This window comes from Ruegeria sp. AH7 (assembly GCF_056541325.1).
In genome coordinates this window covers 80,207-92,603 of sequence record NZ_JBQFYF010000001.1, presented here as the reverse complement: position 1 = coordinate 92,603, position 12,397 = coordinate 80,207, and the positions used below count along the sequence as shown (strand labels likewise).

The 12,397-nt window shown below is 57.1% G+C and carries 11 protein-coding genes; 6 read left to right on the top strand and 5 right to left on the bottom strand.

Annotation, left to right across the window (positions count from 1 at the left end):
* Window positions 1-48: 48 nt before the first annotated feature.
* The 3 genes from betC to ACR0JX_RS00460 form a co-directional block, all read right to left on the bottom strand.
* Window positions 49-1,557 (bottom strand): choline-sulfatase, encoded by a 1,509-nt coding sequence (gene betC / locus ACR0JX_RS00470; protein WP_480540450.1) that lies wholly within the window; start codon window positions 1,555-1,557, stop codon window positions 49-51.
* 170 nt (window positions 1,558-1,727) lie between these two features.
* Entirely contained in the window at window positions 1,728-2,636 is a 909-nt protein-coding gene (locus ACR0JX_RS00465; RefSeq protein ID WP_480540448.1) for a DMT family transporter, read from the bottom strand.
* A gap of 40 nt (window positions 2,637-2,676) precedes the next feature.
* Window positions 2,677-3,276 (bottom strand): LysE/ArgO family amino acid transporter, encoded by a 600-nt coding sequence (locus ACR0JX_RS00460; RefSeq protein WP_353011449.1) that lies wholly within the window; start codon window positions 3,274-3,276, stop codon window positions 2,677-2,679.
* An 86-nt stretch (window positions 3,277-3,362) separates the two neighbouring features.
* On the opposite strand from ACR0JX_RS00460, the gene ACR0JX_RS00455 reads away from it, so the two are divergent.
* On the top strand, window positions 3,363-4,280 hold the full coding sequence (locus ACR0JX_RS00455; protein ID WP_480540446.1) for a LysR family transcriptional regulator ArgP: 918 nt from the start codon (window positions 3,363-3,365) through the stop codon (window positions 4,278-4,280).
* A 4-nt stretch (window positions 4,281-4,284) separates the two neighbouring features.
* Window positions 4,285-4,974 carry a nitroreductase family protein gene (locus tag ACR0JX_RS00450; protein ID WP_480540444.1) on the top strand — a complete coding sequence of 230 codons (690 nt, stop codon included), beginning with the start codon at window positions 4,285-4,287 and terminating at the stop codon, window positions 4,972-4,974.
* Here ACR0JX_RS00450 and ACR0JX_RS00445 read toward each other — a convergent pair.
* Together ACR0JX_RS00445 and ACR0JX_RS00440 are read right to left on the bottom strand one after the other, a co-directional pair.
* Window positions 4,960-6,261 carry an MFS transporter gene (locus ACR0JX_RS00445; RefSeq protein ID WP_480540442.1) on the bottom strand — a complete coding sequence of 434 codons (1,302 nt, stop codon included), beginning with the start codon at window positions 6,259-6,261 and terminating at the stop codon, window positions 4,960-4,962. The two genes, ACR0JX_RS00450 and ACR0JX_RS00445, sit on opposite strands and share 15 nt — an antisense overlap.
* A gap of 150 nt (window positions 6,262-6,411) precedes the next feature.
* Entirely contained in the window at window positions 6,412-7,152 is a 741-nt protein-coding gene (locus tag ACR0JX_RS00440) for a YebC/PmpR family DNA-binding transcriptional regulator (RefSeq protein ID WP_480540440.1), read from the bottom strand.
* Window positions 7,153-7,263: 111 nt separating this feature from the next.
* On the opposite strand from ACR0JX_RS00440, the gene ACR0JX_RS00435 reads away from it, so the two are divergent.
* From ACR0JX_RS00435 to ACR0JX_RS00420, 4 genes are all read left to right on the top strand, one after another.
* Complete coding sequence (locus ACR0JX_RS00435) at window positions 7,264-9,036, top strand: SLC13 family permease (protein ID WP_480540438.1); 1,773 nt, start codon at window positions 7,264-7,266, stop codon at window positions 9,034-9,036.
* Between the two features lie 16 nt (window positions 9,037-9,052).
* Entirely contained in the window at window positions 9,053-9,787 is a 735-nt protein-coding gene (locus ACR0JX_RS00430; RefSeq protein WP_480540436.1) for a glutamine amidotransferase, read from the top strand.
* Between the two features lie 73 nt (window positions 9,788-9,860).
* Window positions 9,861-10,718: a bile acid:sodium symporter family protein gene (locus tag ACR0JX_RS00425; RefSeq protein WP_480540434.1), complete on the top strand. Its 858-nt coding sequence runs from the start codon at window positions 9,861-9,863 to the stop codon at window positions 10,716-10,718.
* Window positions 10,719-10,729: 11 nt separating this feature from the next.
* A complete protein-coding gene (locus ACR0JX_RS00420) occupies window positions 10,730-12,391 on the top strand; it encodes an FAD-binding dehydrogenase (protein WP_480540432.1) in 1,662 nt (553 codons plus the stop codon).
* Window positions 12,392-12,397 lie beyond the last annotated feature (6 nt).

Genomic DNA, 12,397 nt, shown 5'->3' with positions numbered 1-12,397 from the left:
ACGCGGATCAAACCGAAGGGATCCATCCCACCAAACCCAAGCGTACGACTATTCGCCGCGTGGGAAACGTTGTTTTTCTTCGACATCATTCAGATCCATGTGATTTCGCATATAGCGTTCCGACGCTTTTTGCAGTGGCTGATAATCCCAAGGGTAGTAACCGCCCTGCCGCAACGCCTCATAGACCACCCAGCGACGCGCCTGACTGGCTCGCACATCCGCGTCGAACTGATCCAGATCCCATCGCGCTTGCGACTTCGCACGCAGGCTTTCCAGCGTGCCCGCATGGTCTGGATTGTCGGCCAGATTGGTCAGTTCATGCGGGTCCTTTTCAAGGTCAAACAGCTGATCCGGATCAAGGGCACAGCGGTTGTACTTCCATTTTCCATATCGCAGGGAAACGAGCGGTGCATAGGACGCTTCAGCCGCATATTCCATCGCCACGGGCACCGTCCGTTCAGCCCCTTTTGCCAATGGGCATAGGTCTTCACCATCCGTCCATGGGGCAATCTCAGCCATATCGACGCCGGACAACGCGCCCAACGTGGGCGTTACATCGATGGTTGAAACCGGCGTGTCGATCCGACCCGGTGGCAGATCAGGGGCCGAGATCATTAGCGGAACGCGGGCCGAGCCTTCAAAGAAGGTCATTTTGAACCACAATCCCCGCTCGCCCAACATGTCGCCGTGATCCGAGACAAACAGGATGATCGCCTCCTGTCGGGTGGTTTCAAGCACTTCCAGGATCTCACCAATCTTTTCGTCCAGATACGAGATATTCGCGAAATAGGCTCGGCGGGATTTGCGAATATCGTCTTCGGAGATATCAAAGCTGCGCCAGTCATTGGCATCGAAAATCCGCTTGGAATGCGGATCCTGATTGTCATAGCCAAAGTCCGCGACATCAGGCAGCAGATGCTCGCAATCCTCATACAGGTCCCAGTACTTGCGGCGCGCAACGTAAGGGTCGTGAGGATGCGTAAAGCTGACGGTCAGGCACCACGGGCGGTCATCCTGCCCCCGGGCCAAATCGTAGATTTTGGCTTTCGCATGGTATGCGACTTCGTCATCATATTCCATCTGGTTGGAAATCTCGGCGACCCCGGCGCCGGTGACCGAACCCATATTGTGATACCACCAGTCAATCCGCTCTCCGGGCTTGCGATAGTCCGGGGTCCAGCCGAAATCGGCGGGGTAAATATCGGTTGTCAGCCGGTCTTCGAACCCGTGCAATTGATCCGGCCCGACAAAATGCATTTTGCCGGACAGACAGGTGTAGTACCCCGCACGGCGCAGATGATGCGCATAGGTCGGGATGTCGCTGCGGAACTCGGCCGCGTTGTCGTAAACCCCAGTGCGCGAGGGCAATTGCCCAGACATGAAACTTGCCCGGCCCGGCGCGCATAGGGGCGAGGCGGTATAGGCATTGGCGAAGCGAGTCGAGCGCGCTGCCAGTTTCTTCAGATTGGGCGCATGCAGCCAATCAGCTGGGCCATCGGGAAAGAGCGTTCCATTCAGCTGATCCACCATCAGGATCAGAATATTCGGCTTTGTCATTGTCGGGCCCCAATCAGAAAGTGACGGCCAAAGAACTGGGTTTCAGGACCTCGCACGATAGCCGATGATCTCATCGCACGGGAAAGACCCCCACCCCGCTCTGGCGCAGCCTGCAAACGCTAGGGCGCAGACGTTGACTCGTCAATCAACAAACATTCCGTGATATAAAATCACAACTTTGTTGCGATGGTGGGTGGTGTCAGTTCCCGTCGGTTCAGCACGGCCTCGCGCCAGGAAATGAAGCTGACCGCCGCCAAGATCAATGTGCCGCCAGCAACCACCCAGATATCAATGGGCTCGTTGAAAACCAAAGCACCCAACACGGTAGCCCATATCAGTTGCAGGAATGTGACCGGCTGCGTAACCGCTACTGGTGCGGCCTGCAAAGCCAGCGTCATGAAATAGTGCCCTGCCGTGGCGAAGCTGGCCACCAGAAAAAGGACACCGATATCGCGCAGGCTGGGTGGGTTCCAGACTGCGATGGCGAACGGGATCAATACAATTGTGACCCAGATCGATAGATGTGCCACAACAACCGAAGGTGGGATATCGCGCACCAGCAACTTGGCTAGCAGATAAGACCCACCGAGGGTAAGCGCGGTGCCAAGCATGGCAACATGGCCGGGCGAGACCTCTCGGAATCCCGGTCGCAAGATGATCAGAACCCCGATAAGGGCAACCAGAATGGCTGCGATCCGGCGAAAGGCCAGCTTCTCACCCAGAAACAGCGCCGCACCCAGCGTGACATAAACCGGGGTCATGTAGTTCATCGCCGTCACCTCTGCCAACGGGATCTGCGTCATCGCGTAGAACCAAAGCATGACCGCGCCGCCATGGATCACGCCACGCAGCCCAAACAATGCAAGATCACGTTTGCTGAGATGGGTCGTTAGAATTAGTCGCAACGCAGGTAGCAGAAATACAAGACCCAGAACATAGCGCAGAAATGCTGCCTGTATCGGGTCCATCGTCGAGCCCAAAGACTTGACCAAAGCCGTCATGACGACAAAGCTCAACCCGGCGGCAAACATCCAGAACATGCCTGCGATCGGGCGCGAGGAAACAGCTTGGGAACTCATGCGCTAGGTTGAACACCGAAACGTCGGCACGGGCAACCCTTCACATGATAACAAGTTTCAAAGCAATACCCAGCATGACGATGCCAATGATCACGTCCAGCACCTGCCAGGCCCTTGGTCGCGCAAAGAACGGCGACAAGATCCTGGCCCCGTAGCCAAGGGTAAAGAAGAATACGAAACTCGCCAGCATCGCACCAATTGCAAAGCTCAGCCGATCATCATACTGCGCCGAGATTGAGCCGATCAGGACAACCGTGTCCAAATAAACATGCGGGTTCAACCAGGTGAAGGCCATAACGGTCAGCATGGCTGTTCGCAGGCTGGTTGCCTGGCCATTCCCGGCCTTGAGAGCCGCACCACCCTTCCAAGCTGATAAGAAGCTGCGAACAGCATACCAGATCAGGAAAGCGGCACCACCATACCGCATCACAGTTTCAAACCACGGCAAGGCCTGCGCCAATGTTCCAAATCCCGCAACCCCGGCGGCAATCAGGATCGCGTCAGACAGCCCACAGGTCAGACACAGCACAAAGACATGTTCGCGGCGCAACCCTTGTCGTAGGATAAAGGCGTTTTGGGCCCCGATCGCAAGGATCAGGCTGAAACTAAGCGCAAAACCGGCGATGAAGGTTGTGAACATGATGCCTCCTACTGCTCGAGGCGTTGACTAACGTCATCCACGTGATCTATCAAATTAATGATAGTAAACTGAGTTAAGTTTGACTAATGTTACTCGACCCTCTTCACCTGTCAGCGCTGTCCGCGATTTTGCGCCATGGCAGCTTTGATGCGGCCGCGAGTGCTTTGGCTGTCACCCCTTCCGCTATCTCGCAGCGGATCAAAGCGCTAGAGGATCGCGTAGGCGCGACCCTGATCAATCGAGGAAGCCCTTGCACCGGAACCCCAGCCGGTTTGCGGATCGCGCAATATGCAGAAGATATCGGTTTGCTCGAAGCGCAGCTCTCGCGTGAGCTATCGCTAGACCAAACCAACGACATCGCCCGCGTGCGCGTGGCCATACCAGCGGATATACTCGCGACCCTGTTTATTGACGTGATGGCCAATACGTCGGGTCTGCTGTTTGATCTGGTCATCGATGATCAGGACCATTCGGCTCAATGGCTGCGCAGGGGCGAAGTCAGCGCAGCGATCACCGTGGATGGCCAGCCGGTGACGGGTTGTGATGCCACCGAGCTTGGAGCCCTAAGGTATATGCCAACGGCCAGCCCGGATTTCATGCAGCGTTGGTTTTCCGAAGGTGTAAACAAATCCACCCTCAGCCTCGCCCCCTGCCTTGTATTCAACCGCAAAGACGGCCTGCAAAAGGCATGGTTTGAGGCTCAGGCGGGTGGTCGTATTACGCCACCGACCCATTTTTTGCCATCCTCTCACGGCTTCGTTGATGCCGCGATTGCAGGCGTCGGCTGGGGGATGAACCCCGAACCGTTAGTGCGCAAGCCCATAACCGACGGGAAGTTGCAGCCCCTCATTCCAGACGCACATCTGGATGTTGCGTTGACCTGGCAAGTCGGTCGCGTCCTGTCCCCAGCTCTGGCCCCGCTAACCAAGGCGGTCAAAGCGGCTGCAGCCAAAGCCTTGATCCCCGGTGCCCGCAAACGGATAAGAGGTAAACCTTCGGAGTAACCTTATGTTTTCACGCGACGCCCTCAGCTATGATCCGATCCCCCTGCCCGACCGGTGCGAGATCAGCGACGATCAGATGCAGCAGGCTGCACTGGCCTTTCACGATAAGATGCGGCAGCGCCATACGGTGCGCGATTTCTCGGCCCGCCATGTCGAAAAAACAGTAATCGAAACATGCCTGCGCACAGCTGGTACGGCCCCGTCGGGCGCCAATCATCAGCCGTGGCACTTTGCGGCCATTTCAGATGCCGCACTGAAACAGCAGATCCGCGAAGAAGCCGAGGAAGAGGAACGCCGGTTCTATGCCGGTGGCGCAGGCGATGAATGGATCAAGGCACTGGAACCAATTGGCACCAACGCGGTGAAAGAGCACCTGACCATCGCCCCCTGGCTGATCGTTGTGTTCGCCCAGCGCTGGGGCGAGTTTGAGGACGGCACGCGCTACAAGAACTACTATGTCCCCGAAAGCGTGAATATCGCCACCGGGTTCCTGCTGGCGGCGCTGCATCACGCCGGTCTGTCAACGCTGACCCACACCCCCAATCCGATGAAGTTTCTTAACGGGGCCCTGAAACGGCCAGCCTCGGAAAAACCCACGATGATCATCGCGGTTGGACACCCTTCAGAGACTGCAACGGTTCCATCGGTGGCCAAGCTGAAGAAGCCTTTAGACGAAATCTCATCCTTCTTCTGACGCTTTTCCGCTGGTTTCATTGACCTTCGCCTGAGCCTTCGGCAAAGCGATCCTGTAGCATGTTAAGGCCGAGATCAAACTGCACCCCACGATAAATGCAACGGCCAAGGCGACCTCATGCATATGTGCAATCGCGGCCAGTCCAGCGGACAAGACAACCGCTGCAATTCGGGCAATGCTCTTGACCGCAGCCGAAGCCTGAACGCGTTGATCCTTTGGCGCGACATCCAGAAAATACAGTTTGCGCGCGCTGCTGATACCTGTGGAGGCAACCGTTACGATGAACAGGGCAACGGCATGCAGATGCACATCATGATCCAGCTTGAGATAGTGAAACGTCAACAACACCACTCCAGTCGCCGCGACCATCAGAGTGCCCGTAACCATCACGGCGCGATGCGACTTCATATTGACAACTTGCCAAAGCGGCGCCGCCACCAGATACCCAGAAGCTGACGAGATGATCATCGCGGTCAACCCTTTGGCCGACGCATGATGCGCCTCGGCCGCGATCAGGGCGAAGAATGGAACCGATAAGGATACAACAACCAAAGGCATGCGCATTGTCATGTAGCGCCTGAACCATGCGTGATCGAACATCTCAACAATGGCTTTTACATTTGCTTTGAATGACAATTTGACTGCAGGTTTCCCGTCGGTCGATGCGCCTGTAGTTTTACCGATCTCGGCCACCGCCATGATGCAGATCCCTGACAGAACGAAGAACGTGAATGATACTGCAATCACAGCAGAGTGTCGCGAAAACGGAGGGTTGTCCTTTGTGATCTCATGGATCAGCAGGGCCAAACCTATCGCCGCCAGACCTCCGGCCCCAAACTGCAAATACCGCATTGAAATACGTGATTTGGATTGGACATGATCCCCAAGCAGGTCAGTATACATAAGGTTCTGCATTTCATCGACCAGACCAATCACAAAGAAGACCATAACAAAGGCCACAGCGATCAGGGGCACGACGCCTGACGCGGCAACGGCCATCGCGATCAGCAGGCAAATTCCGATCACAAACTCGGTCATTGCGATGGCGCGCTTCTTTCTGGGTTGGGCCGCAATGGGTTGAGCCAGAAAGAAATCTGCGATCATGCTGCCGACCATACGGATCGAGACCAGCGCACCCGCTACAAACATGGGCAACTCAAAAGACACAGCCAGAAAGGGTAAGACAACGGATGGGCTGCCCAAGGTCCACGCGACCTGAGACAATATGCTCTGCCCAGTCAAAACCGGGACGTTGCGTTTTGCCAACTCATTTGCGTCTTGAGTCATTCATTCTGCCATCAACTACGACCAAACCAGCACCTGTGCTGACTAACTCAGTTTAGCCTATTCTGTTACAGGGTTACGGCCAAGCACCTCTGAAGCATCAAAAAAGCCCGGCCAATATGACCGAGCTTTGAAAACAAAACGCGCTAAACGTTACAGCTGCGCCATGACCTCGTCAGTGGCTTCGAAGTTAGTTGTAACACGCTGAACGTCGTCATCGTCCTCAAGCGCATCGACCAATTTCATCAGCTTTTGCATGTCTTCCAGACCAAGTTCGGTTGTGGTCGTGGGTTTCCAGATCAGCTTGGTCGATTCAGACTCGCCCAGCGCCCCTTCCAGAGCGTTTGAGACATCGTTCAGATCGGTATCCGCGCACCAGATGATATGCCCGTCTTCCGAACTTTCGACATCTTCGGCACCTGCTTCAATCGCGGCTTCGAAAATCGTGTCCGCATCACCCGCATCTGCCGGGTAAATGACCTCACCTTTGCGATCGAACATGAACCCGACCGAGCCGGTCTCGCCCAGATTACCGCCGTTCTTCGAGAACGTGGAACGAACGGTCGAAGCCGTCCGGTTGCGGTTGTCGGTCATGGTCTCAACGATCACGGCCACACCGTTGGGGCCGTAGCCCTCGTACCGGATTTCTTCGTATTCGTCGCCTTCACCCGCAACCGATTTCTTGATCGCGCGGTCGATCACGTCCTTGGGGACCGAGTTCGACTTGGCCTCTTTCACCGCCAGACGCAGGCGCGGGTTCTTGTCGGGATCAGGATCGCCCATCTTGGCGGCCACGGTGATCTCTTTCGACAGTTTAGAAAACAGTTTGGACCGCGCGGCGTCCTGACGTCCCTTGCGGTGCTGGATGTTGGCCCATTTGGAATGGCCTGCCATGGTGCGTCCTCGTCATTCGTAATTGCGTGTTCGGCGCTCATATAGACGTTTGCGGGGGGCAGGATCAAGGGATCGGCTTGCGAGACGCCCCCGTGCAGGTATGGTGGCGGCATGACGACAGACCAAATCATTCTTTTCACGCTTTTTGCTGCTGTTTTTGCAATGCTGCTATGGGGCCGGTTCCGCTATGACCTCGTGGCTTTCGCCGCCCTGATGATCGGCGTCGTGCTGGGTGTAGTACCAGTAGACAAAGCTTTCGCCGGGTTTGGTCATCCTGCAACGATCATCGTTGCGTTGGTTCTGGTTGTCTCTGCCGGGCTGGTCCGGTCCGGGGCGGTGTTCCTGATCACCCGCACGCTGGTTGATGCCTCACGCGGTTTGGGCGCCCATATCGCGCTGATGGGTGGGATCGGCGCGGTTCTGTCAGCCTTCATGAACAACGTCGCCGCGCTGGCCCTGCTGATGCCGGTGGACATTCAGACCGCGCGCAAGGCCGGGCGATCGGTGGGGCTGTCCCTGATGCCGCTCAGCTTTGCGACCATCCTGGGTGGCATGGCTACGTTGATTGGCACGCCGCCGAACATCATCATCGCCTCAATCCGCGCCGAAACGCTGGGCGAGCCCTTCAGGATGTTCGATTTTGCCCCAGTCGGCGGCATAGCCGCGATTGCTGGCCTCGCGTTTGTGTCCCTCATTGGCTGGCGGTTAATCCCGAACCGAGGCCAGCAACAGGAAGCCTCGGATTCCTTAGCAGAATACATCGCGGAACTGACCTTGCCTCCTGACTCCCCTCATATCGGCAAGCGTGTCAGCGAACTTTATGAAGATGCCGAGAAATCCGATGTCGCCATCATTGGGCTGATCCGAGATGGCAAGCGGCGCTATGGCCGATCCTCCCACGCGACACTGAAAGAAGGCGACGCGCTGGTGCTGGAGGCCCGCCCCGAAGCGCTGGACGAATTTCGCGCAGCGTTGAAACTCAATTTCTCGGACACCCGGAGGCAAGAGGTGCTGACCGCCGAGGGCGAAGGGCTTGAAGTGATCGAGGTCGTCGCCACCGAAAGCGCGCGAATTGCAGGTCGCACCGCTCAGGGATTGGGGCTAGCATGGCGACAGAGCACCGTTTTGATGGGTATTTCCCGTCAGGGTCGCCAGATTACCGAACAGGTCCGCAAGACCGAGGTGGAAGCAGGTGATATCCTTCTGCTGCTCTGCCCCCGCGACAGAGGTGCTGATGTGACCGAATGGCTGGGCTGTTTGCCGCTGGCACAACGCGGGTTGAACGTAACCGCAAATGAAAAAGCCTGGCTCGCCATTGGCCTGTTTGCGGCGGCCGTTCTGGCGGCTAGCGTCGGCCTGATCTATCTGCCCATTGCGTTGGGGCTTGTGGTCATTGCCTATGTGTTGATCAAGATCATGCCGATCAGCGACATCTACAATCACATCGAATGGCCCGTCGTCGTACTGTTAGGGTCAATGATCCCTTTAGGCAGTGCGTTGGAGACTTCCGGCGGGACTGAACTCATCGCGAACGCCTTGATACAACTGACCAATGGCTTGCCCGCCTGGGCTATTCTGACAGTGCTGATGGTCGTGACCATGACCCTGTCGGATGTGCTGAACAACACTGCCACGGCCATTGTCGCCGCCCCTGTTGGTATCCAGATGGCCCGTACTTTGGAAGTTTCACCCGATCCATTCCTGATGACGGTTGCGGTGGCGGCCTCAGCTGCATTCCTCACCCCCATCGGACACAAAAACAATACACTGGTTCTGGGTCCCGGTGGCTACAGGTTCGGCGACTACTGGCGCATGGGATTGCCACTGGAGATCCTGATCATCGCGGTCTCGATCCCCTCGATCCTTGTCTTCTGGCCGCTGTGACAGGTAAAGGCCGCCTATGAAACGCTTTCTGATCCTGCAACTCCGCCCCGAGACAGATGCCTCGGACGCCGAATATGCCTCGATATTGGACAAGACCGGCCTCACGCCAGAGCAGACCCACCGCATTCGGCTGGATTGCGAAGACCTGCCCGAGGGGCTGAATGTCACAGATTACGCGGGTGTCATCGTCGGCGGAGGCCCCGGCTGCGTCAGTGACGATCCCAACACGAAATCCTCGCTTGACGCAAAGATCGAAGGTGCGGTCATGGGGCTGATGCCTCAGATCACGGCGCAGGATCATCCCTTCATGGGTTGCTGCTATGGCTTGGGTGTTCTGGTGGCTCATCTGGGCGGGGATGTCAGCAAAGCCCGGTTCGGCGAGCCGGTGGGCCCATCATCCTGCCGACTGACCGACGACGGCGCAACAGACCCTTTGACAGCCGGGCTGACCCGGGAATTCGACGCCTTTGTCGGCCACAAGGAAGCCGTGCAAGCCTTGCCTGACGGCTGCGTACATCTTGTCGCGTCTGCCCCCTGCCCGTTTCAGATGATCCGCTGGGGCCAGAACGTCTATGCCACGCAATTTCACCCGGAGGCGGACGCAAAGGACTTTGAGCAGCGCATCAATATCTACAAGCACCACGGCTATTTCCCACCTGAAGACGCGCAAATCCTGATCGATATCTGCAACGCCGCAGATGTCACCCAGCCCGGTGAAATCCTGCGCCGGTTTGTCCAGCGCTACAAGTGACCTAACGGCGGTATTGCCTGCGGCTTTCAAGCTCGCGTAGGCTGATCCCAAACACCCTGGGGAGGAGTTGTTCTTGGATTTGCTTATTAATGTCGGCCTGCCGATCTCGCTGGCCATTATCATGCTGTCGCTGGGTATTGGGCTTGAGATTGCAGATTTCCGACGTGTGCTAAGCCGCAAAATCCCCTTTGCCATCGGTGCGGTGTGTCAGGTGGTGCTGCTGCCCATCGCCGCGTTTGCAACTGTTACCTTGTTTGGCTTTCCCCCTGAGATCGCGGTTGGTTTTATGTTGCTCAGCTTCTGCCCCGGCGGTGTAACCAGCAACATCCTGACCAAACTTGCCAAGGGCGATGTGGCTTTATCGGTCAGCCTGACCGCGGTAATCAGCATTCTGTCGATCCTGACAGTTCCGGTTCTGGCGGCGTGGTCTATCACGCATTTTATGGGAGAAAACGCGCCCGAGGTTTCGATCACCGGTTTGGCCATTGCCATGTTCCTGATCACAACCCTTCCAGTCGCGATCGGCGTCAGTATTCGTAAGTTTGCCACAGGGTTTGCAAACCGCGTTGAAGGTGGCTTGTCCGCGCTTGCCTCCATTCTTTTCGTTCTGATCGTCGTGGCAGCACTGGCTGGAAACTGGCAAACTTTTGTCGATAACCTTGGCATTATGGGCACGGGCTTGATTTCCTTGAATATCGCGCTTTTGCTGATCGGGCTGGGGATCGCGCGTGCCGCAAACCTGTCATGGGCCGAGTGTAAAAGCATCTCGATTGATACGGGCATCCAGAACTCGACGCTGGGTATCACGCTGGCGGCCCTGATCACCAGTACCGACAGCGGGTTCAGCCCGTTGGCCCTGCCATCTGCCGTCTACGGGATCACGATGTATGCGGTCGTGCTGCCATTTCTCATTTGGTTCCGCAAACGCTGAAAGGACCGCTCATGACCAACACCACCGCAGATGCAGTTATTGTTGGTAGCGGTTTGGCCGGTCTGGCCGCGGCGGCCGAACTGGGCGACCGCGGCAAAAATGTGATCATGGTTGATCAGGAACCCGAAAGCTTTCTGGGCGGTCAGGCGTTCTGGAGCCTGGGTGGCCTGTTCATGGTCGACACGCCGGAACAGCGCCGTATGGGGATCAAGGACAGTAATGAATTGGCCCTGCGCGACTGGATGGGCAGCGCTCAGTTCGACCGTGACGAAGATACCTGGCCGCGCAAATGGGCCGAAGCCTATGTAGAGTTTGCGGCTGGAGAAATGCGGCCATGGCTGCATGAGATGGGTCTGCGCTGGTTCCCAGTGGTGGGCTGGGCCGAACGCGGCGGGTCTTTCGCCAATGGACATGGCAATTCGGTCCCTCGATTTCATATCACCTGGGGCACAGGGCCCGGCGTTCTGGAACATTTCATTCGCCGCGTCAAAGATCATGTCAGCGCCGGTTTGATCGAGTTGAAGTTCCGCCATCAGGTCAGCCACATCATCATGCAAAACGGTACCGCCAAAGGCGTGTCGGGTGAGGTTCTGGCCGACGACACCGCCCAGCGCGGCGGCAAGACCAACCGGGAAGAGGTTGGAGAGTTCGAGTTCTACGCACCGTCGGTGATCGTCACCTCTGGCGGGATCGGTGGCAATTTCGAAATGGTCCGGAAGAACTGGCCGCAAGATCGTCTGGGTAAGCCACCCAAAGACATGGTCGCTGGCGTTCCGTTTCACGTCGACGGCCGCATGATCGCGATCAGCGAAAAGGCAGGGGGGCATGTGATCAACGGCGATCGCATGTGGCACTATACCGAAGGCGTCAAAAACTGGGATCCGATCTGGCCCGCCCATGGCATTCGTATTCTACCCGGACCAAGCTCGATGTGGTTCGACGCGACTGGCAACCGGATGGAACCTCCTTGCCTGCCGGGCTTTGACACGTTGGGGACCCTGCGCGAGATCCTAAAAACCGGATACGATTACAGCTGGTTTGTACTGACGCAGAAGGTGATCAAAAAAGAATTCGCTTTGTCCGGATCAGAACAAAACCCCGATTTCACCTCGGGCAGTTGGAAAGAGGTCATCCGGCAGCGCATTTTATCGGGCTCGAAAGCCACCGCACCGGTCGAGGCCTTCAAGGAAAAGGGTGAGGATTTTGTCGTTGCCAATACCTTGACCGAACTGGTCAGTGGCATGAACCAGTTGGGCGGCGGTCTGATTGACGAGGCACATCTGCGGGCACAGATTGAGGCGCGGGATTCTCAGGTCGACAATCCGTTCTCGAAAGATGCGCAGATGATGGCGATCCTGGCAGCGCGCAACTATCGCGGGGACAAACTGATCCGCACCGCCAAGCCGCACAAGTTCCTTGATCCATCCAATGGCCCGCTGATTGCGGTCAAACTGCATGTGCTGACCCGCAAGACCCTGGGCGGGCTGCAGACCAATCTGGACAGCCAGATGATCGGTGCTGACGGGCAAATGGTGCCCGGCCTGTTCGCCGCCGGAGAGGTCGCGGGCTTTGGCGGCGGAGGCTATCATGGCTACAACGCGCTTGAGGGCACGTTCCTTGGTGGCTGTATCTTCTCGGGCCGCAATGCAGGTCGGTCACGTGCGGTGGCTTAACTAAGC